The sequence below is a fragment of the Anaeromassilibacillus sp. SJQ-5 genome (assembly GCF_054108045.1).
In genome coordinates this window covers 2,763,112-2,787,182 of the sequence record NZ_JBPJWQ010000001.1, presented here as the reverse complement: position 1 = coordinate 2,787,182, position 24,071 = coordinate 2,763,112, and the positions used below count along the sequence as shown (strand labels likewise).

At 53.2% G+C, this 24,071-nt stretch carries 20 protein-coding genes, 4 tRNA genes and 3 rRNA genes; 19 read left to right on the top strand and 8 right to left on the bottom strand.

Annotated features, from left to right (window positions below; all coding sequences use genetic code 11):
• Positions 1 to 35: 35 nt before the first annotated feature.
• From ACSAMM_RS11905 to ACSAMM_RS11880, 6 genes are read right to left on the bottom strand one after another with little or no spacing between them, the layout of a single operon-like run.
• The gene (locus ACSAMM_RS11905; protein ID WP_457791589.1) at positions 36 to 371 is read right to left on the bottom strand and encodes an EamA family transporter; all 336 of its coding nucleotides are present in this window, start codon (positions 369 to 371) and stop codon (positions 36 to 38) included.
• Positions 364 to 729 (bottom strand): transporter, encoded by a 366-nt coding sequence (locus ACSAMM_RS11900; protein ID WP_457791587.1) that lies wholly within the window; start codon positions 727 to 729, stop codon positions 364 to 366. Before ACSAMM_RS11900 ends, ACSAMM_RS11905 begins: the two co-directional genes overlap by 8 nt.
• On the bottom strand, positions 698 to 1,648 hold the full coding sequence (locus ACSAMM_RS11895) for a glycosyltransferase family 2 protein (protein ID WP_457791586.1): 951 nt from the start codon (positions 1,646 to 1,648) through the stop codon (positions 698 to 700). Before ACSAMM_RS11895 ends, ACSAMM_RS11900 begins: the two co-directional genes overlap by 32 nt.
• A complete protein-coding gene (gene pseH, locus ACSAMM_RS11890; protein ID WP_457791585.1) occupies positions 1,645 to 2,166 on the bottom strand; it encodes a UDP-4-amino-4,6-dideoxy-N-acetyl-beta-L-altrosamine N-acetyltransferase in 522 nt (173 codons plus the stop codon). Before pseH ends, ACSAMM_RS11895 begins: the two co-directional genes overlap by 4 nt.
• A complete protein-coding gene (gene rffA, locus ACSAMM_RS11885) occupies positions 2,144 to 3,286 on the bottom strand; it encodes a dTDP-4-amino-4,6-dideoxygalactose transaminase (protein ID WP_457791584.1) in 1,143 nt (380 codons plus the stop codon). Before rffA ends, pseH begins: the two co-directional genes overlap by 23 nt.
• Positions 3,273 to 4,019 (bottom strand): YfhO family protein, encoded by a 747-nt coding sequence (locus ACSAMM_RS11880; RefSeq protein WP_457791583.1) that lies wholly within the window; start codon positions 4,017 to 4,019, stop codon positions 3,273 to 3,275. Before ACSAMM_RS11880 ends, rffA begins: the two co-directional genes overlap by 14 nt.
• 31 nt (positions 4,020 to 4,050) lie before the next feature.
• On the opposite strand from ACSAMM_RS11880, the gene ACSAMM_RS11875 reads away from it, so the two are divergent.
• Positions 4,051 to 5,241 carry an IS256 family transposase gene (locus tag ACSAMM_RS11875; protein WP_457789050.1) on the top strand — a complete coding sequence of 397 codons (1,191 nt, stop codon included), beginning with the start codon at positions 4,051 to 4,053 and terminating at the stop codon, positions 5,239 to 5,241.
• Here the strand turns inward: ACSAMM_RS11875 and ACSAMM_RS11870 are convergent.
• Both ACSAMM_RS11870 and ACSAMM_RS11865 read right to left on the bottom strand, forming a co-directional pair.
• Positions 5,166 to 7,028: a YfhO family protein gene (locus ACSAMM_RS11870; RefSeq protein WP_457791581.1), complete on the bottom strand. Its 1,863-nt coding sequence runs from the start codon at positions 7,026 to 7,028 to the stop codon at positions 5,166 to 5,168. The two genes, ACSAMM_RS11875 and ACSAMM_RS11870, sit on opposite strands and share 76 nt — an antisense overlap.
• Before the next feature lie 195 nt (positions 7,029 to 7,223).
• Entirely contained in the window at positions 7,224 to 8,117 is an 894-nt protein-coding gene (locus ACSAMM_RS11865) for a DDE-type integrase/transposase/recombinase (protein WP_457791579.1), read from the bottom strand.
• Between the two features lie 258 nt (positions 8,118 to 8,375).
• Here ACSAMM_RS11865 and hisH point away from each other — a divergent pair, with 258 nt between their 5' ends.
• From hisH to ACSAMM_RS11775, 18 genes are all read left to right on the top strand, one after another.
• Entirely contained in the window at positions 8,376 to 9,005 is a 630-nt protein-coding gene (gene hisH / locus ACSAMM_RS11860) for an imidazole glycerol phosphate synthase subunit HisH (RefSeq protein ID WP_457791577.1), read from the top strand.
• Positions 8,995 to 9,765 (top strand): imidazole glycerol phosphate synthase subunit HisF, encoded by a 771-nt coding sequence (gene hisF, locus ACSAMM_RS11855; RefSeq protein ID WP_178724280.1) that lies wholly within the window; start codon positions 8,995 to 8,997, stop codon positions 9,763 to 9,765. Before hisH ends, hisF begins: the two co-directional genes overlap by 11 nt.
• Before the next feature lie 44 nt (positions 9,766 to 9,809).
• Positions 9,810 to 11,411, top strand: coding sequence for a CTP synthase (locus ACSAMM_RS11850; protein ID WP_457791575.1), 1,602 nt, complete (start codon positions 9,810 to 9,812; stop codon positions 11,409 to 11,411).
• Between the two features lie 91 nt (positions 11,412 to 11,502).
• Positions 11,503 to 12,336 carry a dihydropteroate synthase gene (gene folP / locus ACSAMM_RS11845; RefSeq protein ID WP_457791574.1) on the top strand — a complete coding sequence of 278 codons (834 nt, stop codon included), beginning with the start codon at positions 11,503 to 11,505 and terminating at the stop codon, positions 12,334 to 12,336.
• Positions 12,333 to 13,067, top strand: a complete 735-nt coding sequence (locus tag ACSAMM_RS11840) for an AAA family ATPase (protein WP_457792187.1) — start codon at positions 12,333 to 12,335, stop codon at positions 13,065 to 13,067. The genes folP and ACSAMM_RS11840 overlap by 4 nt, the downstream gene beginning before the upstream one ends.
• Positions 13,060 to 13,428 carry a dihydroneopterin aldolase gene (gene folB / locus ACSAMM_RS11835; protein WP_457791573.1) on the top strand — a complete coding sequence of 123 codons (369 nt, stop codon included), beginning with the start codon at positions 13,060 to 13,062 and terminating at the stop codon, positions 13,426 to 13,428. Before ACSAMM_RS11840 ends, folB begins: the two co-directional genes overlap by 8 nt.
• Entirely contained in the window at positions 13,425 to 13,910 is a 486-nt protein-coding gene (gene folK, locus ACSAMM_RS11830) for a 2-amino-4-hydroxy-6-hydroxymethyldihydropteridine diphosphokinase (RefSeq protein ID WP_457791572.1), read from the top strand. The genes folB and folK overlap by 4 nt, the downstream gene beginning before the upstream one ends.
• A 427-nt stretch (positions 13,911 to 14,337) precedes the next feature.
• Positions 14,338 to 15,852 (top strand): 16S ribosomal RNA (locus tag ACSAMM_RS11825).
• Positions 15,853 to 16,075: 223 nt separating this feature from the next.
• Positions 16,076 to 16,151: transfer RNA gene (locus ACSAMM_RS11820), tRNA-Ala, on the top strand.
• 124 nt (positions 16,152 to 16,275) lie between these two features.
• A tRNA-Ile gene (locus ACSAMM_RS11815) sits at positions 16,276 to 16,352 on the top strand.
• 397 nt (positions 16,353 to 16,749) lie between these two features.
• Positions 16,750 to 19,586, top strand: a 23S ribosomal RNA gene (locus ACSAMM_RS11810).
• 136 nt (positions 19,587 to 19,722) lie between these two features.
• A tRNA-Lys gene (locus ACSAMM_RS11805) sits at positions 19,723 to 19,798 on the top strand.
• Between the two features lie 91 nt (positions 19,799 to 19,889).
• Positions 19,890 to 20,006, top strand: a 5S ribosomal RNA gene (gene rrf / locus ACSAMM_RS11800).
• The 16S, 23S and 5S rRNA genes sit together here with 4 tRNA genes alongside, the layout of an rRNA operon.
• Positions 20,007 to 20,043: 37 nt before the next feature.
• A tRNA-Asn gene (locus ACSAMM_RS11795) sits at positions 20,044 to 20,119 on the top strand.
• 981 nt (positions 20,120 to 21,100) lie between these two features.
• Positions 21,101 to 21,568 carry a hypothetical protein gene (locus tag ACSAMM_RS11790; protein ID WP_457791571.1) on the top strand — a complete coding sequence of 156 codons (468 nt, stop codon included), beginning with the start codon at positions 21,101 to 21,103 and terminating at the stop codon, positions 21,566 to 21,568.
• Positions 21,457 to 21,999 carry a hypothetical protein gene (locus ACSAMM_RS11785; protein ID WP_457791570.1) on the top strand — a complete coding sequence of 181 codons (543 nt, stop codon included), beginning with the start codon at positions 21,457 to 21,459 and terminating at the stop codon, positions 21,997 to 21,999. Before ACSAMM_RS11790 ends, ACSAMM_RS11785 begins: the two co-directional genes overlap by 112 nt.
• Positions 21,972 to 23,183: a DUF2961 domain-containing protein gene (locus ACSAMM_RS11780; protein WP_457791569.1), complete on the top strand. Its 1,212-nt coding sequence runs from the start codon at positions 21,972 to 21,974 to the stop codon at positions 23,181 to 23,183. The genes ACSAMM_RS11785 and ACSAMM_RS11780 overlap by 28 nt, the downstream gene beginning before the upstream one ends.
• Positions 23,065 to 24,042 (top strand): Gfo/Idh/MocA family protein, encoded by a 978-nt coding sequence (locus ACSAMM_RS11775; protein ID WP_457792185.1) that lies wholly within the window; start codon positions 23,065 to 23,067, stop codon positions 24,040 to 24,042. The genes ACSAMM_RS11780 and ACSAMM_RS11775 overlap by 119 nt, the downstream gene beginning before the upstream one ends.
• Positions 24,043 to 24,071 lie beyond the last annotated feature (29 nt).

Here is a 24,071-nt window from a genome sequence, read left to right as displayed (position 1 = left end):
GCCCGTATATCCAAGGCTTGGATATACGGGCCGCTTTATATACTGAAAATCACAATACCGAGAATGATACAGATGTTGCCTACAATTTTCCTAAGAGTCATTTTTTCTTTGAAAAGGAAAAAGCCGAACAGCATGATATAGACATAAGATGTGGCCTCCAGTATCGGGCCCAGAGACAAAGGTACTTTTCGATAGGCGATTACCGTAAAAAGGGTACACATGAAAAACAAAGCATAGGCAAGGATGACCTTAATATTCAGATATTCCTTGAGTTTGTTCTCATGGGGTTCCATAGCGCTTTTTTTTAATATTACTTGAGATACCGAGGATAAGAAAACGGAACCTAAAAACAAAAGTATATAGCTACCCATTTTTTTCTTCCCCTACTACCAGAAAAATGCCAAGCAGAACAATAGCGCATCCGATAAGCATCTTAGGAGTAATGGTTTCCTGAAAAAGCACGGTACCCCAGACCATGCCCCATATCAGTAAAACACCTTTGTTAGCAAATGCTGCAGAAAGGGACATGCGCGTTAGAATTTGTTGCCAGAATACGGCGTAAATAAGAAGAATGATAATGACCGCCCCATAAAATAAACAGAAGCGGAAAGATAAAAACGATTCTTTTGCGGCCAGCTTAGAACAGACAGAACTCAGCGAGTATAGAATAAGCAAGCCATGGAGCAGCCCGTAGGATTTAAATGTCTCTTTGATCTTCACGTGGTTCATGACACAATTCCCTTATCACATATTGCGGCGCACGGTTAATGGAAATATACATACGTCCGACGTATTCGCCCAGCATACCTAAAATGAGCATCAGTGTCCCACCGATAAAGAGCAGAACGGCCATAAGGGAACTGTAACCGATAGGAGCCGTCCGAATAAATAGCTTACTAATTATTATCCATATTCCATAGAGAAAGCCAATACCGGCGAAGATAACACCCAATAAGGAGGCAATTCGTAGAGGTTTTACCGAAAATGCCGTGAAACCATTCATCCATAAGGCTAGCAGTTTTTTTAGGGTGTATCCGGAAGTGCCGATTTCCCTATCCCGATGGTTCACGCTTACGTTGGCCAGCCTGTTTGTTGAGCGGAGCAGAAGGCCGGATACATATGGATACGCGTTGGTATATCTTTTCAATTCCTCAATGACGAATCGTCTAGCGACGAAATAGCTGGAGAGGTATAAACCTTTGGGTTTGCCAATAAGATGGTGAGCCATCATATCGTTAATCCGGCTGCCAAAATTACGGAAAAAGCTGTGCTTCTTTTGCGGATAAGATGCAAAGACGACATCGAAACCGTTCTCCAGCTTGTCTATTAAACGAAAGACCTCGTTCGCAGGTGTTTGGCCATCATCATCCAGGGAAACGATGTAATCCCCAGTCGCTTGGCTGTATCCGGCCATTAAGGCGCTATGCTGCCCAAAGTTTTTCGCCAAATCGATGGCGGTAAGGCGGCCGTCCTTCAAGGCCGCTTGTTTGATGACGGAAAAAGTTTCGTCTGTTGAATTGTCGTTTACCAGAATGATTTCAAATGTGAACTCTTTTCTGCCTTCCATCGTTTGCCGCACTTCGTTCACGACGGTTAAAATGGTTTTTGCGGAGTTATAGCAGGGGATAACAAAGCTCAGCATTTTCATGTCCATTCACACTCCAGCACCGACATAAAGATTACGTCCTCGAAATGCCCGTTAACAAAGACATCCTGACGAAACCGGCCTTCGGGAACAAAACCGCAGGCCCGATAGGTTCTCATCGCCTTTTCATTTCCGGCTAGGACGCGTAAAAAGACTTTATTCAGATGAAGCGTATGAAATGCATAGTGCAGGATTTGCCGGCTGGCTTCTATGGCATAGCCCTTGCCCAAGGCGGAATCCTCACCGATATAAATGCCATATTCCGCCTTTTTGTGTTGATAATCCACGTCTCGCAAATAGATCGTTCCGAATGCAAAACCCGTAGCAGATTCCTGCATGATAAACTGATGACATTTTCCTGTTTCCACTTGGCTTTTAATCCAGGTGAGATGCTCCTGTTCAGTGAGTGGAGCCTGATATATGAAATTTTTAACGACTCGTTCGCTGTTTCGCCAGCGAAGTATTGCAGATGTATCTGCCTTCGTGATAGGACGAATCTCAACAGTGGTTTTTGACTCCATAAAAATCGTTTATCCTTTCTATTACCCGCAGGACATCCTCTTTTCGAATGCCATAATACAAAGGAAGCCGCAGCAGACGCTCGCTTTCTCTTGTGGTGTAGATATCTTCCCCATAAAATCGACCATATTGCTGTCCGGCCGGCGAAGAATGCAGAGGAATATAATGAAAAACGCTCATGATGTCATGCTCTCTCAGATAGGAAATCAGCGCGGTTCTTTCGCCTAAATCCTTAACCTTTATGTAGAACATATGGGCATTTCCCTTGCAACCGCTTGGAATAATAGGGAGCTCTATTTTACCACTTTCCTGTAAAGGGAACAAACCATGGTAATACATATTCCAGGAATCAAGACGATTTTGGTTAATCTTGTCAGCGTTGGTTAACTGCGCGTACAGGTAAGCGGCGTTAAGTTCGCTGGGCAGATAGGAAGAGCCCAAATCGACCCAGGTATATTTGTCCACCTGTCCCCTGAAAAATTTGCTTCTGTTAGTGCCCTTTTCGCGGATAATTTCAGCTCGTTCTGTGAACTCCTTATCATTAATAAGAAGAGCTCCGCCTTCGCCGCAGGAGTAATTTTTGGTTTCATGGAATGAATAGCATCCAAAGTCGCCTATGGAACCCAATGCCCGGCCTTTATAGGTGGACATAATTCCTTGAGCGGCATCTTCGACAACGATAATATGATGTCGGCGCGCGATGTCCATGATGGTATCCATTTCACAGCTAATTCCGGCATAATGGACAGGGACAATGGCTTTTGTTTTGGCAGTTATCGCTCCTTCAATGAGTTTTTCATCTATATTCATGGTGTCGGGACGAATATCCACAAAAACAATCTTAGCCCCTCTCATGACAAAGGCGTTTGCAGTGGAGACAAAGGTATAGGAAGGCATGATAATTTCGTCACCTTCCTCTATCTCGGACAGCACGGCACTCATCTCCAAAGCATGTGTGCAGGAGGTTGTCAGCAGCACTTTCTCAACACCGGTACTTTCCTTCAGCCATTGATTGCACTTTTGGGTAAATGGACCGTCACCACAGATTTTGTGGTTTTGGATGGCGCTGGTGATGAATTCCAGTTCTGTACCGATATAAGGAGGCACATTAAACTTCAGCATTAGCTTTTTTCCTCTTTCTATTCTTTACTATCAGCAGGACGATTAAAAGTCCCACACTTAAGATGCTTATAATAGCGCCCGGCAATAGAAGCGGCGTAGAATAACACAGTTCCAGTGTATTATCACCCGCAGGGACCTCCAAGCACATGAAGCCGTAATCCGCACGCTTTATCGGCACGGATTGACCGTTAAGTTTGGCTGTCCAACCACCTTCATACGGTATAGACAGAAAAAGAAGACCGTTTTCGTTTGTAAACACCTGCCCGTTGATTTTCCCGCCATGATCCTTAGAGGTGGATATAAAAATGGATGCTTCGTTCTGATCCGTTTTTTTAATATTTTGGATAGCACTTAAATATTGGGGAGGCGGTTCATCCAAAATGACGGTGTATTTCATAATAGTTGACAGAACTTTCGGATTGGTAATTTTATCAGCCTCTTTTGTGGAAATGGCAGTTGTGTAAAATTTCCCGATTTGCTCGGTGTTTAAGTTTCGGTAAACATAAATGTTTCCGAACTGTTTTAAGAATTTATAGTTTTTCTTCTCCAACTCCTTGTCAGAGAGTAAATATTTCATATTAGTTAAATCAAGGGAAGTATCGTAGTAATTGTAAGAATGGAGGACAGATTTAAATCCGGCAGGATTCAGCGGATAAGGTAGAATAAGTTGCGCAAATTGAAAAAGGGATAAAAAAAGAGACATAGTTTGCAGTCTTTGGTAGAATGAAGTCACGACACACCATTCTGAAAGGAGACAATAAACTATGTCCGAGAAAATTGTACAACTAAATGAGGAAGTAATCAAGGGTGAAATCAGGGAACTGGTGCGTGGGAGCGTGGAGGAGACCCTCAACGGCCTGTTGGAGGCGGAGGCGCAGAAACTGACCCAGGCGGCGCGCTACGAGCGCAGCGAGGAGCGGCAGGCCTACCGCAGCGGTCACTACCAGCGTAACTTGACCACCAGCTCCGGCGACGTGACCTTGAACGTCCCTCGTTTAAAGGGAGCAACCTTTGAAACCGCCATCATCGAGCGGTATCGCCGCCGGGAGAGCAGCGTGGAGGAAGCGCTGATTGAAATGTATCTGGCTGGAGTATCTGTGCGCCGCGTGGAGGACATCACCGAGGCACTGTGGGGCAGCAAGGTGTCCCCCTCTACCATCAGCGAACTGAACAAGAAAGCCTATGTCCACATTGAAGACTGGCGCAACCGCCCCTTACAGGGCGGTAAGTACCCGTATGTGTATGTAGACGGCATCTACCTGCGCCGCAACTGGGGCGGAGAGTATGAGAATGTGGCCGTACTGGTTGCCATTGCGGTTAACGAAGACGGCTACCGCGAGGTGCTGGGCGCTGCCGAGGGTATGAAAGAGGACAAGGCTAGCTGGGTCAGCTTCTTTCAGTGGCTCAAAGGGCGGGGTCTGGAGGGCGTCCAGCTCATCGTGGGAGACAAATGCCTCGGTATGCTGGAAGCTGTGGGAGAGGTGTACCCGGACGCGAAATACCAGCGGTGTGTGGTACACTTCTACCGCAACGTGTTTTCCTGCGTCCCACGCACCAAGGGGAAGCTGGTGGCCAAGATGCTCAAAGCAATCCATGCCCAAGAGAGCAGAGCCGCCGCCCAGGCGAAGGCGCGGGACGTAGTGACCGCTCTGCGTGAAATGAAACTGCCCGAGGCGGCGAAAAAGGTAGAGGATGGGCTGGAGGAAACACTTGCTTACACTGCTTTCCCCTATGAGCACTGGACGCGCATCCGCACCAACAATGTGATTGAACGTCTTAACCGGGAGATCCGCCGTCGCACTCGCGTGGTGGGGGCTTTCCCAGACGGTAATTCTGCCCTCATGCTTGTCTGTGCCCGGCTGCGTCATGTGGCCGGCACTCAGTGGGGCAGCAAGAAGTATATGAACATGAAGCATTTAGACGGGGCGTGTGACGATGCCTCTTTTGCCGGTTGACTTCTTTCTGTTTTTGACTGCAAACTAATTTGCGCATAACTCTTGACACTACCATTCAGCGCCTTACTTTTGAATTCCATAAGATTTCCATTTAGCATGGAATTGTAAGCACACACACCATTATAATTCTGTGAAAGAGCCTCCAAATAGAAACTGATGCTATAAAAATTTTTATCCACCCGATAGAAACTTGCGTCTTGCTCTTGAATATAGGACAAGGCCTGCTGGATATCCTCTCCGAACAATTCTTCCATTTCCAGGGAATCCTTTTTAATTGTTTCCCTATTTGAAACGGTTCGATAGTTATCTGCGAATAAACTGACGCCTACTGCCAAAACCAATGCAATGCAAAGACTATTGCGTAAACCTTTTGGCACTTCGTAAGACGAGGTAAACAGACAACAGAACAGGATGGCAAGGCAAGCTAGCATAACGGAAAATGTAAGAGTCAACATAGCCTTTTGTCCATCCGATACCGGCCAATTGCTTAATTTGCGGAGTCTATCGATAATGACAGCGGCGCAGAACAGAGCCGTCAGGCATAACAGAAGCCTGGACATCTGTTTCCGAATAATCATATCATCAAGGGTTCTGGCTAGAATAAGGGCAAATAACGGCATAAATACAAAGCTGTGACGCTGAAAAGGGTATGCAAATCCATTGAACATCAGACTGAAAACCGGCATTAGAAGTCCTCCGGCAATCAACAGGCAGCCGATGATGGAAGATATACGGTACCGTATGGGTCTTTGTATATGAAATATATTGTATATAAACTGTGGAACAACCAATAAAAACAGGAGGGAAAAACTAATATTTATGGTTTCATAATAATTCACATCACCGAAAAATTCGGTGCCGATTCCTTGAAAATTATTCGAAAAGAAGCGAAAAAACGTGGAGCGATAGGTATCCGGATTATAAAAGGAAGTAAATGTGTCCCATATTCTGGAGACTACCGACTGTTCATTATTCAACCTACCGGAAACCATAAACATTTGATAAGCGGAAGGGAGAAGAATAACAGCGGAGAGACCTACCCCCAACAAGATCCATAAAGCGAAATCCCTGAAAATCCGACCAATTGTTTTACCGTTTTTTGGTTGCTCTGACTGCACATAACGCAAAATCGCATATGGGACGAGAATAAGCATGCTCATATACGAAAAATAGATGCCAAAGCACAAGGAGATTGCAACGATAAGGCATAAAAAGGGAAAAAATCGCTTGTCATGCAGACTGCGTTCTACTCCTAACAGAAGCAATGGCAGCAATACACAAAATGTAGCGAAAAAGTAATGTTGTCCCCACACCATTATGAATCCATTGAACGCGTATATATACGATGCCGTTATTTTAGAAAAACGGGAAAAATGAAAAGAACTTAAAAATAAATAACAGAACAAGCCACTGCAACAAATTTTTATTATGTTAACATAAATGAGAGCTCCCCCCATAGCGGCTGGCGAATGGAAGAGACCAACAAGAAGCAGAATAACGTAAAATGGATCGAAGGCATACATTTGGCCGGTCATTAGGTTGGCCCCGAGACCGTTTCGAAAATCATAAAGATTGAAAAAATGTTCCTTAGCCTTATTAACATATAAATTGTAATACATGAAATAGCTATTTTTAGTATCCGAACCGATATCTTTATAAATAAAAAGATCATTTCCAAACAAAAAATTTTTATAAAGCAAACAACAACTTAATAGGATACAGGAGACAAGTATTATTCCCCCATAATCAACGGGTTTCCGCGTTTTTAATTTGCACAAATATTTCACATCCGATTCATTTTAAAAGTAAAGACCTCTATACAACTACCAAAGCATTATGACTATACCACTCTTTTTTAAGTATTTCAATATTGATATGAGAATATTTATAAATAATCTACCAATTGTTGTTGCAAATTAGAAGGTGAAATTTTGTCGTCTGTTTATATTGAGTAAAAGAGAAATCACTTTTTTGTAAGATTGTCAAACAAGTTGGACAGTGTAGGAATGAGGAGCGTCAATGGGAGAGAGCCAGTAAAGAGGGCGCATCGGTCTAAGATTGGAGCGAGCGTTGTGAACAGAGAGCTGATGAGCAAAATCGGCGAGTGAGAAGAAGCGGTGGGAGTCGTAAAGACGTTTTTGATCCTCGCGGTGGCTGCGTTCAACCTTGCCGTTATGGCGGGGTGTATAGGGAGGAATGAGTTTGTGACGGATGCCCAAACGAGCAGCTGTCTTTTCGAAACGGGTGGGAATATCCTTTTTGGAGTTGGAAAAGCGATTGGTAAATTCAAAACCATTGTCGGTTTGAACGCACTCAACAGTGACGCCGCGCCTTCGGAACCAGGCGGTCATCTTTTCAAGGAAGTCGGCGGAGGAATAGGTGCTCTGCTCTTCATATGCGCCAAGGAAACGCAAACGGCTGAACTCATCAATGGCGGTGTACTGGAAAAGACGCAGCTCTGGGTCGGCGATACAGGAACGTGGAACGACTTTCACATCCACTTGGACCCGCTGACGGGGGTAGGTCATCTGCTCATAAGGCTTGGGGATATACGCCTTTTTCGGTTTGGGCATCGGCAGCAGTTCCATGCGTCTCATAACGCGGAAAAGGGATTCGGGACGCCGGGTGTAGCCTCGCTTGCATAACAGACACCACAGTTCCGGCAGACCCAGTGTGGGATTTCTCCGGCGCATGTCCCGGATGAGCTTCAATTCCTCCTCCGTATGCTGGTTGGGATGGCTGTGCGGGCGTCTGCTCTGGCAGCAGAGCGATTCCGCTGTGCCGTCCCACCGGACTTTCCAGAGGTAGATATACGACCGGCTTTTATTGTACTTTCGACTAGCACGGCTTACTCTATATTTCTCGGCATATTTCATGAGGGATTGTCGCCACTTCATATCTTGTGTTATACTGGCCATGAAAGATGAGGCACTTCCTTTCGGTGAATGTTGTCTGGTAACTCCATTCTACCTCTTGTGCGCTCATCTTTCTTTTTTTATTTCTTATTGTCCAATATCTATTGTAATCCTACAATTGAGTAAAAGAGAAATCGCTTTTTCGTCTTGACCGGACAGGGCGCTGATGGTAAAATAAATAAGTATGTTTTATGAAAGCGCGAAAGGGGGGCGGGGTGATTGATTGCGGTGGTGGATTACGGCGCGGGCAATCTGCGCAGCGTCGACCTGGCGCTGGCGCGGTTGGGAGCCGAGGCGGTCATTACCCGCGACCCGGACGTGATGGCCGGGGCCGACGGGCTGATTCTGCCGGGCGTGGGCGCGTTTGCCGACGCGATGGCGGCGCTGGAGAACAGCGGCGTGGTGCCCGCCCTGTACGCGTTCGCGGAGAGCGGCCGCCCGTTCCTGGGGATTTGCCTGGGAATGCAGGCCCTGTTCGACGGCAGCGAGGAGGGCCCGGGCATCCGGGGGCTGGGGCTGATACCCGGCCAGGTGCGCCGGCTGCCCGACTGCGGGCTGAAAATCCCCCATATGGGGTGGAACAGCCTGACGCTGGCCAAGGAAAGCCCTCTGCTCGACGGGTTGCCGGCGGATCCATATGTGTATTTCGTCCATTCCTACGCCTGCGCGGCGGACAAGCCGGAGGACGTACTGGCCTGCGCCCGGTACGGGATCGACTTTCACGCGGCCGTGCAGCGGGGGAACGTGGCGGGCATGCAGTTCCACCCGGAGAAATCGGGGCCGGTGGGGGAACGGATGCTGATGAACTTCATCCGCTGGACCGAAAGGGGGGCGGCTGATGTTTGCTAAGCGCATCATCCCCTGCCTGGACGTGAAGGACGGCCGGGTGGTCAAGGGCGTGAATTTCGTGGATCTCCGGGACGCGGGGGATCCGGTGGAGGTGGCCGCCGCCTATTCGCAGGCGGGGGCCGACGAGGTGGTGTTCTTGGACATCACCGCTTCCCATGAGGGGAGGGCCACGGCGGCGGAGCTGGCCGCCCGGGTGGCGGAAAAGCTGACCATTCCTTTCACGGTGGGGGGCGGTATCCGCACGGCGGAGGATTTTCGATCCGTCCTGCTGCAGGGGGCGGACAAAATTTCCGTCAATTCCGCAGCGATCGACCGGCCGGAGCTTATCCGGGAGGCCGCGCAGCGGTTCGGCAGTCAGTGCGTGGTGGTGGCTATCGACGCCCGCAGGAGACCGGACGGTTCCGGCTGGGACGTGTACAAGACCGGCGGGAGGCAGAACACGGGACTGGATGCCCTGGAATGGGCCGCCCGGGTCGAGGCGCTGGGGGCGGGGGAAATCCTGTTGACCAGCATGGACGCCGACGGCACCAAGGCCGGCTACGATTTGGAGCTGACCGCCGCCGTATCGGGGCGGGCGGGGATTCCCGTCATTGCTTCCGGGGGCGCGGGCGCTATGGAGCATTTTCTGGACGCGTTTCAAAAGGGGAAGGCGGATGCCGTGTTGGCGGCCTCCCTGTTTCATTACCACGAAATCGGTATTCCGGATCTCAAGGCGTATCTGGCGGCGCACGGCGTGCCGATACGCCCGGTACAGGGCTGATGGGAAGAAGTTAAATACAAGAGGATATTTTTGGAGGATGCGACATGGCAGCAAAATACGTATTTGTCACAGGCGGCGTGGTTTCCGGGCTGGGAAAAGGGATTACAGCGGCTTCTTTGGGAAGACTGCTCAAAAGCCGGGGGTTGACGGTTTCGGTCAAGAAGCTGGATCCGTATCTGAACATCGATCCCGGCACGATGAATCCTATTCAGCATGGCGAAGTGTTCGTCACCGACGACGGCGCGGAAACCGACCTGGATCTGGGGCATTACGAGCGGTTCATCGACGTCAGCCTGTCGCAAAACAGCTCGGTCACTTCCGGCAAGGTGTACTGGAACGTGCTGCAGAAGGAGCGGCAGGGGGATTATGACGGGGGCACCGTGCAGGTGATCCCGCATATCACCAATGAAATTAAGCGCCGCATCGAGCTGGACGCGGACAAATACGACGTGCATATTATCGAAATTGGCGGCACCGTGGGCGACATCGAGGGGTTGCCCTTTCTGGAGGCTATCCGTCAGTTCGCCAGCCAGCGCCGCCGCGACTGCCTGTTCCTCCATGTGACGCTGGTGCCGTATATCGCCGCGTCCCAGGAACTGAAGACCAAGCCCACCCAGCACTCGGTTAAGGAGTTACTGTCCCTGGGCATTCAGCCCGATATCATCGTCTGCCGGAGCGAGCAGCATCTTCCCTCCGACCTGCGGGACAAGATCGCATTGTTCTGCAACGTCAAGCGGGAATGCGTCATTGAAAACTGCGATGTGAGTCTGTTGTACGAGGCGCCGCTGGTGCTGGAGGAGGAGGGGCTCGCCTCCATCGTGTGCAAGGAATTCGGCCTGGGCGACCTGGAGCCGGATTTGGCCGAGTGGACCCATATGGTGGACTGCCTGCGCAACCCCACTGTCACCGTCAACATTGCCCTGGTGGGCAAATATGTGGAGCTTCACGACGCGTATCTCAGCGTCGCCGAGGCTCTCAAGCACGGCGGCATCCCGGTAGGCGCCGCGGTGAATATTCTGTGGATCGATTCCGAGACCGTCACCGACGAGACGGCCTCTCTGGTGCTGTGCAACGCGGATGGCATCCTGGTGCCTGGTGGCTTCGGCTCCCGCGGGGTGGAGGGAAAAATCGCCGCCGTCCGCTATGCCCGCGAAAACCAGATCCCCTTCCTGGGCATCTGCCTGGGCATGCAGGTCGCGGTAGTGGAATTCGCCCGCAATGTGCTGGGATACGCCGACGCCAACACGGCGGAGATCGATCCCGCCTCTCCTCACAATGTTATTGATCTCATGCCCGACCAGCGGGATGTGGATCAGCGGGGCGGCACCATGCGCCTGGGGCAGTATCCCTGCGTGTTGGATATCCGTTCTAAGTCCTATGCCCAGTACGGCGAGGAATTGATTTATGAGCGGCATCGGCACCGTTATGAATTCAACAACGACTACCGGGAGCAGATGCAGAACGCCGGCATGATGCTTGCGGGGATTTCGCCGGACAAGCACATTGTGGAAATGGTGGAAATTCCCGATCATCCCTGGTTTGTGGCCTGTCAGTTCCATCCGGAATTCAAGTCCCGGCCCAACCGCCCGCATCCCCTGTTTAAGGGTCTGGTGGCGGCTGCTGCGGAAAAGCGGCGGGCGAAATAAAGGGACGCCGCCCGATGAGTCGGCTCTGACTGAAAGGGTATTCCCGCCCCCGTTTTGCGGGGGCGGTTTTTTATTGGAAAGGGGACGGCATATGCCTAGATTTCACTATCGCGGCGGGGAGTTGGATTTGACGCAGCACACCCATATTATGGGGATTCTCAACATTACGCCGGACAGCTTTTCTGACGGGGGACGGTACGACACGGTGGAGGCCGCTGTGGAGCGGGCCCTGGCCATCCAAGCGGAAGGGGCGGATGTGCTGGACATTGGCGCCCAGTCCACCCGGCCCGGGCATATCCCGGTGACGGCTGAGGAGGAATGGGGCCGGCTGCGGCCGGTGCTGGAGGTGCTCAGTGGGCGGGTGACGATCCCGGTTTCCATCGACACATATTATCCTGAGGTAGCGGCCAGAGCGCTGGAGGCCGGGGCGCACATTATCAACGATGTGTCCGGCTCCCTGCAAAACGGTATGCCCGGCGTCGCAGCCCGGTACGGGGCGGGACTGGTGATGATGCATGCAGGCGGCGGCGCGGACGACGAGGGCGGCGCGGACGCGGCAGGGGCGGTGCGCGCCTATTTCCTGGAGGCGCTGGAAGCGGCGGAACAGGCGGGGCTGGCTCGGGAGGCGGTGTGCCTGGATCCGGGCATCGGCTTCGGCAAGCCGCGGCTGGGAGACGTGCAGCTCATCGCCCGGTTGCCGCAGGTGCTGGCCGGTCTGCCGGAAACCGCTGTGCTGGTGGGTGCGTCCCGCAAAAGGGTGGTCGGCATGTGGTGCGGCAATCCGCCTTTTGAGGAGCGGCTGCCAGGTACGCTGGCCATCCATACGCTGGCCCAATGGAACGGTGCGCATATTCTGCGGGTGCACGATGTGGCGCCGGCCGTGCAGGCGGCCCGTGTGGCGGACGCGTGCCGCCGCGAGAGATGATCGACCGGCGGTTTATCCGCCGGGTCCGGTTCCGGCGGGAGATACCGCTGCGGGATCGGTATGTGTGGGAGCTGCCTGCCATCCGGAACACCCGCGAGGTGGAGCTCTCCGAAGCCGTGACATTTTTCGTCGGAGAAAACGGCAGCGGCAAGTCCACTTTGCTGGAAGCCATTGCGGTGAACTGGGGATTTAACGCAGAAGGCGGCTCGGTGGATTTCAATTTTTCCACTGCCGAGACTCATGCGGACTTTTATAAAGGGATCGTTCTGGAGAAATCGGCGCTTTTGCCTGAGGACGGGTATTTTCTGCGGGCCGAGAGCTTCTACAATGTGGCCTCCCAGGTGGAGAAACTGGAGCTGAACCTGGAGGGGTACGGCGGCAAACCCCTGCACGCCCAGTCCCATGGCGAAAGCTTTTTATCGCTGGCGCTCAGCCGGTTCCGCGGACGGGGGCTGTATATCCTGGACGAGCCGGAGGCGGCCCTGTCGGCGGCTAGGCAATTATCCCTATTATATAGGCTGCACGAGTTGGTGCAGGGCGGCTCCCAGGTGCTGATCGCTACCCACTCGCCGATTCTGACCGCCTATCCGGGGGCGCGGATTTATGCGTTTTCGGACGAGGGGATCCGGCCGTGCGCCTATCGGGAGACCGACAGCTACCGGATTACCCGAAGCTTTCTGGAGAATCCGGAGAAAATGCTGCGGGAATTGATGGAGGAAAAACATGGATAAGATTTATATCCGCGGGCTGCGGGTGTATGCCTATCATGGCGTTAAGGAGACCGAAAAGGAAAAGGGACAGCCGTTTGAGCTGGATATCACGCTGGAGGCGGATCTGCGCCGGCCCGGTGCGACGGATGACCTGAACGACACCGTCAACTACTCCAAGGTAACCAAGCGGGTGCTGGCGGTGATGCAGGCGGAGAAGAACGATCTCATCGAGCGGGCCGCCCAACGGGTGGCCGAGGCGATGCTGGCTGATTTCCCCGTGGAGGCGGTGACGGTGCTGCTGAAAAAGCCCCGGGCGCCCATTGCGGCCGATTTTGACTATGTAGCGGTGGAGATTACCCGCCGCCGGGAGAATCGGGCGTGAGCCGGGTGGTGGTGGCGCTGGGGGCCAACCTGGGCGATCGGATGGACAATCTCCGGCGGGCGCTGGCCGCTTTAGCCGCTTTGCCCCGCACGCGGGTGCTCAAGACGTCCGACGTGTATGAGACCGATCCGGTGGGGTATGTCGATCAGCCGGCTTTTCTCAATGCGGCGGTGTTGCTGGAGACCGATCTGTCTCCCCGGGCGCTGCTCGGCGCCTGCCTGGGGATCGAGGCGGCCATGGGCCGGGTGCGGACGGCGCTCAACGGACCGCGCACTTTGGATTTGGATTTGCTGCTCTATGAGGGGCAGACACTGCAGGGGGAAGAACTGACTCTCCCACATCCTCGCATGGGGGAAAGGGCTTTTGTACTGGTGCCGCTGGCTGATGTGTTCCCGGAGGGGTGTGCGCTGGGGATGGACTTTTCCGCGCAGCTGGAGGCAGTCGGCCGCCAAGGCATCAGCCGCTGGGCGGAATCCCTGTAGGAAAACGGCGAAAACAAGGGAAATCGCTGAGGAAAATCAACTTTTTCGAAAAAAGGCAAAAAAAGATTAAAAAAGTAGTTGACAAAGGGGAGGAGGGATGGTATTATAGTCAAGCGCTCTCGAGCGGGGGAACCCGCGGGAGGCCAAAAACCCAGGAAAATCAAGGGCTGAGAGGCTCTGATGGGAATGGGCTGGGAATGAAATGCATAAAGCAGGGAAACATTGGCAACAATGAAACCGCGGACATGCAGGAGAGTTCCAAGGCCGTAGAGTGGGGACCTTGAAAATTAAACAACGTAAACGGAAAGAACCAAAACTACCCGTTAATTAAAGGCACACCGGGCCTAAACCGGTGCGGGCAGCAGAGAGGCTGCGATGAGCTAGAAGCTCTAAAGACGATATAGACCGCTTCGGCGGATATATACCATATTTAGAGAGTTTGATCCTGGCTCAGGACGAACGCTGGCGGCATGCCTAACACATGCAAGTCGAACGGGGATACGAGAGCTTGCTTTTGTATCTTAGTGGCGGACGGGCGAGTAACGCGTGAGCAACCTGCCCTTCAGTGGGGAATAACGTCTGGAAACGGACGCTAATACCGCATAACACAACGGAGCCGCATGACTTTGTTGTCAAAGGATTTATTCGCTGAAGGATGGGCTCGCGTCCGATTAGCTAGATGGTGGGGTAAAGGCTCACCATGGCGACGATCGGTAGCCGAACTGAGAGGTTGATCGGCCGCATTGGGACTGAGACACGGCCCAGACTCCTACGGGAGGCAGCAGTGGGGGATATTGCACAATGGGGGAAACCCTGATGCAGCAATGCCGCGTGAGGGAAGAAGGTCTTCGGATTGTAAACCTAAGTAGCCAGGGACGATAATGACGGTACCTGGAGAGTAAGCTCCGGCTAACTACGTGCCAGCAGCCGCGGTAATACGTAGGGAGCGAGCGTTGTCCGGATTTACTGGGTGTAAAGGGTGCGTAGGCGGGATGGCAAGTCAGATGTGAAATACCGGGGCTTAACCCCGGGGCTGCATTTGAAACTGTCGTTCTTGAGTGAAGTAGAGGCAGGCGGAATTCCTAGTGTAGCGGTGAAATGCGTAGATATTAGGAGGAACACCAGTGGCGAAGGCGGCCTGCTGGGCTTTAACTGACGCTGAGGCACGAAAGCATGGGGAGCAAACAGGATTAGATACCCTGGTAGTCCATGCCGTAAACGATGATTGCTAGGTGTGGGGGGACTGACCCCTTCCGTGCCGGAGTAAACACAATAAGCAATCCACCTGGGGAGTACGGCCGCAAGGCTGAAACTCAAAGGAATTGACGGGGGCCCGCACAAGCAGTGGAGTATGTGGTTTAATTCGAAGCAACGCGAAGAACCTTACCAGGTCTTGACATCCAACTAACGAGGCAGAGATGCGTTAGGTGCCCTTCGGGGAAAGTTGAGACAGGTGGTGCATGGTTGTCGTCAGCTCGTGTCGTGAGATGTTGGGTTAAGTCCCGCAACGAGCGCAACCCTTGTCATTAGTTGCTACGCGAGAGCACTCTAATGAGACTGCCGTTGACAAAACGGAGGAAGGTGGGGACGACGTCAAATCATCATGCCCCTTATGACCTGGGCTACACACGTACTACAATGGCCATTAACAGAGGGAAGCAAGACCGCGAGGTGGAGCAAAACCCCAAAAATGGTCCCAGTTCAGATTGTAGGCTGCAACTCGCCTATATGAAGTCGGAATTGCTAGTAATCGCGGATCAGCATGCCGCGGTGAATACGTTCCCGGGCCTTGTACACACCGCCCGTCACACCATGGGAGCCGGTAATACCCGAAGTCAGTAGTCCAACCGCAAGGAGGGCGCTGCCGAAGGTAGGATTGGCGACTGGGGTGAAGTCGTAACAAGGTAGCCGTATCGGAAGGTGCGGCTGGATCACCTCCTTTCTATGGAGAGAAGAAGAAGCAAGACTTCTTCGGAATCCAAGGTCAGGCGGAAGAAGCGCAAGCGGAAACCGCAAGGGTAGGATAGGGACAGACCGAATACGTTGTTTAATTTTGAGGGTCTCCAAGATGGGGCGGAACGGCTTAGGCCGTTTTGTTCTGTCCAGGAATCTTCAGAAGGTGGAAGCTGGAAGGCTCAACCGAGAGAGGCAAACCTGTAGGATATGGGGGTGTAGCTCAGCTGGGAGAGCACCTGCCTTGCAAGCAGGGGGTCGACAGTTCGATTCTGTTCATCTCCACCACCAGCTGCGCTGGAGGCAAGACGCGCTGAAGAGAGTACGAACGGCAAGTTGGCACTCGCGAAGCGAAGAGGACCGCGCAGCAACAGGTAGGCCGGGAATGGCAACTTGAAACGGCCACGGATATGGGCTCATAGCTCAGGTGGTTAGAGCGCACGCCTGATAAGCGTGAGGTCGATGGTTCGAGTCCATTTGAGCCCACCAGCGGCTGGCGCCGCGGCAATTCGCGAACCAAGAGGGAAGGGACTGAAAAGTCAATACCTCGCGGAACGGAGAAAGCTGAAAAACCAAAAAGGACGCGATTGAGCGAAGCACAAACTAGCCGAGAAATACGCGGAGCGTATTTCCAGGACAAATTGTGCGAAGCCCAATTTGTCCGGTGTACCTTGAGAACTGAATAAAGAAAAGCAAGAAAGCAAAGTGAAGTAGAATTATGGGTAAGCTGTTTGCGAGAGCGAATGGCAGACTATGATTTTGCCAAGAAGAACCCAAGAATGATTCGAGCATGATTGGAGCAATGCGGACGACGCCCGTAGAGGTTAATCTAGAAATATGCGCAGCATATTTCCGGAACGAACCTCCGCGAAGCGTAGGTTCGTTCGGTCAAGCTAGAAAGAGCGCAAGGGGGATGCCTTGGCACTGGGAGCCGATGAAGGGCGTAGCGATCTACGAAAAGCCACGGTTAGCCGAAAGCAGGCGCCTGACCCGTGGATGCCCGAATGGGGAAACCCGGCCGGATAAGCCCGGTCACCATACACTGAATTCATAGGTGTATGGGGGGAACCGCCTGAACTGAAACATCTAAGTAGGGCGAGGAAAAGACATCAACAGAGATTCCCTGAGTAGTGGCGAGCGAAAGGGGAAGAGGCCAAACCGGAGGTAGCAATACCTCCGGGGTTCGGACAGCGATATGCAGGATGTAGTTTAGCCGAAGCGTATGGGAAGACGCACCATAGGGAGTGAGAGTCTCGTAGGCGAAAAGCGAAATCCGCTAGCTGAATCCAGAGTACCGCCGGACACGTGAAACCCGGTGGGAAGATGGGGGGACCACCCTCCAAGCCTAAATACTACCCAGTGACCGATAGCGAAGAGTACCGTGAGGGAAAGGTGAAAAGAACCCCGGGAGGGGAGTGAAATAGAACCTGAAACCTTGTGCTTACAAGCACCGAGAGCCCGTCAAGGGGTGATCGGGTACCTATTGTAGAATGGTCCGGCGAGTGAATGTAACTGGCAAGGTTAAGGGCTTAAGGCCCGGAGCCGCAGCGAAAGCAAGTCTGAATAGGGCGTATGAAGTCAGTTGTATTCGACCCGAAACCGTGTGACCTACCCATGTCCAGGTTGAAGTGGCGGTAAAACGCCATGGAGGACCGAACCGACTCCCGTTGAAATGGTAGCGGATGAGATGTGGGTAGCGGAGAAATTCCAATCGAACTCGGAGATAGCTGGTTCTCTCCGAAATAGCTTTAGGGCTAGCCTCGGTTTGAGATTACTGGAGGTAAAGCACTGAATGGGCTAGGGGCCGAGAGGTTACTGAACCCTATCAAACTCAGAATGCCAGATAATCATAACCGGGAGTCAGACAGTGTGAGATAAGTCTCATTGTCGAAAGGGAAAGAGCCCAGACCCACAGCTAAGGTCCCTAAACATGGTTAAGTGGAAAAGGATGTGGGGTTGCACAGACAACCAGGATGTTGGCTTAGAAGCAGCCACTCATTAAAAGAGTGCGTAATAGCTCACTGGTCGAGTGACCCTGCGCCGAAAATTTAACGGGGCTAAACCATGTACCGAAGCTTGGGATTGCATACTTGTATGCAATGGTAGGAGAGCGTTCCATACGGGGCGAAGTCAGAGCGGAAGCGCTGGTGGACTGTATGGAAGTGAGAATGCCGGAATGAGTAGCGAGAATTATGTGAGAATCATAATGGCCGAAAGTCTAAGGTTTTTGAAGGAAGGTTCGTCCGCTTCAAGATAGCCGGGAGCTAAGGCGAGGCCGAAAGGCGTAGTCGATGCACATACGGTTGATATTCCGTAGCCGTCCGAAGATTTAAGCAAGGGGACACTTTGAAAGCGCATGACCCGGGCGATGGTAGCCCCGGGCGAAAGGGACTGAAATTCAAGTAGGGAAGCATGCGTGGACGAAGGCGAGAAAAGCCTTGTGTATATCAAGGATGCCCGTACCGCAAACCGACACAGGTAGACAGGAAGAGGATTCTAAGGCCAACGGGAGAAGGGTAGTTAAGGAACTCGGCAAATTGACCCCGTAACTTCGGGAAAAGGGGTGCTCTGGAAACAGAGCCGCAGTGAATAGGCCCAGGCAACTGTTTAGCAAAAACACAGGTCTCTGCAAAATCGAAAGATGAAGTATAGGGGCTGACACCTGCCCAGTGCTGGAAGGTTAAGAGGAGGGGTGCAAGCTCCGAATCGAAGCCCCAGTGAACGGCGGCCGTAACTATAACGGTCCTAAGGTAGCGAAATTCCTTGTCGGGTAAGTTCCGACCCGCACGAATGGTGTAATGATCTGGGCACTGTCTCAACTACCCGCCCGGCGAAATTGTAGTACCGGTGAAGATGCCGGTTACCCGCGACAAGACGGAAAGACCCCATGGAGCTTCACTGCAGCTTAATATTGGGTTTCGATATTTTATGTACAGGATAGGCGGGAGACTAGGAAGCAGAGGCGCCAGCCTTTGTGGAGTCAACCTTGGGATACCGCTCTTAAAGTATTGGAATTCTAACCTGCGGCCATGAATCTGGCCGGGGGACATTGTTAGGCGGGCAGTTTGACTGGGGCGGTCGCCTCCAAAAGAGTAACGGAGGCGCTCAAAGGTTCGCTCAGCACGGACGGAAACCGTGCCTTAGAGTGTAAACGCATAAGCGAGCCTAACTGCGAGACCGACGGGTCGAGCAGTAACGAAAGTTGGAGTTAGTGATCCGGCGGTATGAGAGTGGAATTGCCGTCGCTCAACGGATAAAAGCTACCCTGGGGATAACAGGCTGATCTCCCCCAAGAGTCCACATCGACGGGGAGGTTTGGCACCTCGATGTCGGCTCATCACATCCTGGGGCTGTAGTAGGTCCCAAGGGTTCGGCTGTTCGCCGATTAAAGTGGTACGCGAGCTGGGTTCAGAACGTCGTGAGACAGTTCGGTCCCTATCTGTCGCGGGCGCAGGATATTTGAAGGGCTCTGTCCTTAGTACGAGAGGACCGGGATGGACGTACCTCTGGTGCACCAGTTGTCACGCCAGTGGCACAGCTGGGCAGCTAAGTACGGTGCGGATAAACGCTGAAAGCATCTAAGCGTGAAGCCGACCCTAAGATAAGATATCCCACTGAGTAATCAGGTAAGGTCCCAGGAAGACTACCTGGTAGATAGGCTGCATGTGTAAGAGCAGTGATGTTTTTAGCTTGGCAGTACTAATAGACCGAGGGCTTGACCTATGCACCAAGAGCGGAATTGTTCTTGGGTTTCTTGGAGCGGTTGTGGTTGATGCCCCTCCTCTCCCTTTCTTGCTCCTCTCTTTATTCAGTTCTCAGGGTATACACCTTGTCAAGCGTTTTGGAGTCGTATGGACACGCGCCATTAGCTCAGTTGGTAGAGCACCTGACTCTTAATCAGGGTGTCCCGGGTTCGAGTCCCTGATGGCGCACCACTTACCAACAAGTCTGCGGTGAATCCGCAGTTAGTTTGGAAAAATCCCGCAAGGGTTTTTCAAATAGGTCGGATTTATCCGATCGTCAATAGTCGGTGCCGATGGCGGTGGGGGTACACCCGTTCCCATCCCGAACACGGCAGTTAAGCCCACTTGCGCTGAAAATACTTGGCTGGAAGCGGCCCGGGAAAATAAGCAGGTGCCGACACAAGCAGCATCCGGTATAACCGGATGCTGCTTCATATTCCTCCTTAGCTCAGTTGGTAGAGCATGCGGCTGTTAACCGCAGGGTCGTTGGTTCGAGTCCAACAGGGGGAGCCATAGAAAAAGCTCCGAAAGCCCTGGGTTTTTGGAGCTTTTTTCTTTTTAAAAAAACTGACATACATCATCTTGAAAAGAGTATGTCAAAAGCATTTTCCAACCGTTTTTGAGGTCTTTTTTCAGAAAAAATCCTTTCTGTTGTTTGCAGACGAAATCGTTGGTTCTTGATAAGAAAAAATATGGGCTGGACCCACTTTTTGCCCGGTTTTTTGAAACTTTAGACGTGAATAAGTACAAGATCGAAACAGACAATCGAAAATAAAGATCTGACATACATTTGCATGAAAAAGTATGTCAGTTTTTTCATCTCATATTTTGTGTAAATTTTCTTTCATGTCAAAGAAGCGCATCCTACCCGTTTGCTAATGGGCAGAATGCGCTTTCACAATTTATGCAATTTCGGTATTACTCTGCCAGATAATATTTATAAAGTAACTTACAGCAATTGGGGCGATGATAATTTTGTATCATCGCCCCAATTTCATATATCACTTGATTTAGGCTATTCGCTTTTTGTTTCGGGAGCACTAATAGTGATAAAGGATAAGGTAGAATAAGTTGCGCAAATTGAAAAAGGGAAAAAGGTAGTGTCAAGCTTTATGCGCAAATTAGTTTGCAGTCAAAAGCAGAATGAGGTTAACCAGCAAAAGAGGCATCGTCACATGCCACCTCTAAATGCTTCATGTTCATATACTTCTTGCTGCCCCACTGAGAACCGGCGACATGGAGCAGCAAGAAATATATGAAGCATTTGGATGCGTCGTTTACCGATTCTTCCGCTGTCGGCTGACTTTTTTTTCAGAGCTCTTTTCCTTTTTGCGAAATTCTCTTGACACTACCTTCGGCCCACCCTTTTACGGGTGGTTATGACTGAAATTATGGGAACAATTTTCAGATATATATTATCGAATATTATTGTTGACTTTTGTTTAGTGACGTTTTATACTAATAAATGACAATAAACAATAAGGAATGAGAGCTGTGCGGGAACTGACATTCATGCGGGATCTCCGGTGTCTGCCCCTGCTGCGGGATGGGGTTACCGCCCGCTACGAGGGCAGTATCGACAAGGCCGGCGGCAACGCGGACTGGGACTGGTCACTGTATCGGGATGAGCGGGGCGAATGGGTGCTGTTCGACCATCAGGGCGCTGGCTGCGTATACAATTTTGTGCAGCATCGGTATCCAGACAGTCCGGAGCCGACCTTCCGGTTTTATTTCGACGGGGAGGAGGAGCCGCGCTTTGTCATTCGGCATTCCCAGTTCGGAGAGGTCTACCCGTTCATCGAGCCGCTGGCGGGGCGGTATATCGGCCCGATAGACGGGGGCCCATCCGGGTGGCGCGCAGCTTCGTACCCATGCCCTATGCCAAAAGCTGCAAAATCACCAGCGACATCAAGCTGGAGGGCTGCCGGCGGGAGTGCGGCGAAGGCGGCTGGGGCCACGTGATTTATCACGTCTATACCGACGGCCGGGAGGTGGAGACCTTCCGCACGGACGAGGAGGGCTACACCGCGCTGGCCGCGTTCTGGAAAAGGAGCGGGGGCAGCGTGATCCCCTTCGAGCGGGAGGAGCGGGAGGAGAGCGGCGTGTTCTCCCTGCGGCCTGGGAAATCCCGCCAGGTGTTTGCCGCCTCCGTCGCCGGGCTGGTATCCGGCATCCGCTGCCGAACCAGGGGCTTCCGGCGGGAGGACGCAGCCGAGCTATGGCTGCGGGCCGTCTGGGACGGGCACGGTCAGGCGGATTTGGAGCTGCCCTTCGGCTGCCTGTTCGGCAACGAGCTAGGATACCATGGGGGCGCTGCCTGCTGGCCGGTATGTCGGCGGAAGGGTCGTATTATAACGAGATGCCCATGCCGTATACCGCGTCGGCGGAGCTGACGGTGACCAATCGCGGAACGCGGGACGTTGTTTTTGAACGCTTCACCGTCCGGCATACGACAGAGTACGCCGACTTTTATCGGGAGCATCCGGCCGGGTATTTCCGGGCCGCCCCATATTACGCCCGCCGGCATACGGAGGGGGCGGACAGCGTGATAGCCGATATTCACGGCAGCGGCCATATTGTGGGCGCGGTGATTACCGGCTTCGGTGGGGGGCCGGAGGGATATGCCATCTGCGAGGGAGACGTGCGGGTACATATCGACGGCGTGCGCACGCCGCAGATCGAGAGCGACGGGTCGGAGAGCTATGTCTGTTATGGCTGGGGCTTTACCTCCCCGCCGGAGTACAATCCCTCCAGCGGATATGACGGCCGCTCGCCAGCCTCCACCGACTGGTCCATGGTTCGGTTTATGACCGGTGATTGCTACCCGTTTTTGGACGGGGTGCGGTTTGGGTTCGAATCGGGAGAGGACAACCGCACCAATTACCTGGAGCACAGCGGCGCGGTGCTCTATTACGGCCAGGACGAGGCGCGGCGGCGGCGCACGGCGGCGCTGCGCGTCGGGGACGATGCCTCGGAGCGGGAAAATGGCTTTACCTGCGCGGACGGAACGCCGGTAACGCTGACCAGCTATTTCGAGGGGGACGACGACGAGACGCCGGTGACGCTGACCGGCCGCTATCCGCGAACGGGCTGCGCCTTCCGGATGGACGTACCCCCGGGAGCGGCCTATATGCTCCTCCGCCGGGTGAGCGACCAGGAAAAGGGCCGGCAGAAGGCGGCGGTGTTCGTCGACGGGGAGCGGGTGACGGAATACCCCTGGTATGTCGCTGACCACAACCCCTGCAAGCGCTGGCTGGAGGACGAGTTTGTGATCCCCGCCCGGTATGTGCGGGGGAAAGAGGCGGTAACGGTGCGCGTCGCCCCCGAGGACGCGGGGGGGGCCTCACCTGGAACCTGTTCGATCTGCAGATGTTTGCGGTGCTGGAGAATAAAGGAGAGATGTCGCAATGAAAAACGGAAAGCTGTCTATCGGCCTCATCGGCGCGGGCCGGGCCGGGATGATACACGCGCGCAACCTGCGGGCTTCGGTGCCCCACGCGGCGCTGACCGCGGTGGCCGATCCGGTGGAGGCGGCGGCGCGGGCCGCCTGCGAGGAGCTGGAGCTGGAGCGCTTTGAAACCGATTACCGCCGGATTTTGGCGGATGAAACGGTAGACGCGGTGGTGGTGGTGACGCCCACCAAGTACCACTGCGAAATCGTACTGGAGGCGGCCCGGGCAGGCAAACATATCCTGTGCGAAAAGCCCATGGCCATGACGGTGGAGGAATGCGCGGCCATGGAGGCCGAGACGGCCCGATGCGGCGTCAAGCTGCAGATGGCGTTCATGCGCCGGTTCGACCAGAGCTTCATGCAGGCCAAACGGGTGGTGGACAGCGGGGCCGTGGGCGATGTGGTGATGGTGCGCTCCAACACCAGGGGCCCCAGCATTCCCAAGCCGTGGATGTACGATATTTCCAAGAGCAACGGTCCGCTGGCCGAGGTGAACAGCCATGACATCGACACCCTGCGGTGGTTTACGGGAAGCGAGTTTGCCAGCCTGTACGCCATCGGCGGCAATTACCGCTGCCCGGACGCGGCGGCGGATTTTCCGGATTTCTATGACAACGTGGTGCTGACCGCCAGCTTTGCCAACGGGATGCAGGGCTGCATCGACGGGGCGCAGGGGGTGCTGTACGGCTATGACGCGCGGGTGGAGATCCTGGGCACCAAGGGCTGCGTGTTCCTGGGCAAAACCAGGGAGACGGCGGTGACGGTCTGCACGGCGGACATGAAGGCGGCCGAGGAGTTCACCAACAGCTGGAAGTTCCTGTTCAAGGACGCTTATCTTGAAGAGGACACGGCGTTTGTTCGCTGTCTGCTGGAGGATACGCCGCCCCTGGTCACCGGCCACGACGGCAAGATGGCCGTCCAGGTGGTGAACGCCGGCAATCAGTCTATCCGGGAAAAGAGAATCGTCACACTGGACGCCTGCTGAAAGAAAAGCTCTAAGGAAAGGGCGGCGGA

Coding starts and splice junctions, on each gene's coding strand:
- ACSAMM_RS11865 (WP_457791579.1), bottom strand. CDS start 8,117: ATGAAATATGCCGAGAAATATAGAGTAAGCCGTGCTAGTCGAAAGTAC.
- folB (WP_457791573.1), top strand. CDS start 13,060: ATGGATAAGATTTATATCCGCGGGCTGCGGGTGTATGCCTATCATGGC.
- ACSAMM_RS11850 (WP_457791575.1), top strand. CDS start 9,810: ATGGCAGCAAAATACGTATTTGTCACAGGCGGCGTGGTTTCCGGGCTG.
- ACSAMM_RS11900 (WP_457791587.1), bottom strand. CDS start 729: ATGAACCACGTGAAGATCAAAGAGACATTTAAATCCTACGGGCTGCTC.
- rffA (WP_457791584.1), bottom strand. CDS start 3,286: ATGCTGAAGTTTAATGTGCCTCCTTATATCGGTACAGAACTGGAATTC.
- ACSAMM_RS11780 (WP_457791569.1), top strand. CDS start 21,972: ATGCCGTATACCGCGTCGGCGGAGCTGACGGTGACCAATCGCGGAACG.
- ACSAMM_RS11840 (WP_457792187.1), top strand. CDS start 12,333: ATGATCGACCGGCGGTTTATCCGCCGGGTCCGGTTCCGGCGGGAGATA.
- ACSAMM_RS11875 (WP_457789050.1), top strand. CDS start 4,051: ATGTCCGAGAAAATTGTACAACTAAATGAGGAAGTAATCAAGGGTGAA.
- ACSAMM_RS11775 (WP_457792185.1), top strand. CDS start 23,065: ATGATACACGCGCGCAACCTGCGGGCTTCGGTGCCCCACGCGGCGCTG.
- hisF (WP_178724280.1), top strand. CDS start 8,995: ATGTTTGCTAAGCGCATCATCCCCTGCCTGGACGTGAAGGACGGCCGG.
- ACSAMM_RS11895 (WP_457791586.1), bottom strand. CDS start 1,648: ATGAAAATGCTGAGCTTTGTTATCCCCTGCTATAACTCCGCAAAAACC.
- pseH (WP_457791585.1), bottom strand. CDS start 2,166: ATGGAGTCAAAAACCACTGTTGAGATTCGTCCTATCACGAAGGCAGAT.
- folP (WP_457791574.1), top strand. CDS start 11,503: ATGCCTAGATTTCACTATCGCGGCGGGGAGTTGGATTTGACGCAGCAC.
- ACSAMM_RS11905 (WP_457791589.1), bottom strand. CDS start 371: ATGGGTAGCTATATACTTTTGTTTTTAGGTTCCGTTTTCTTATCCTCG.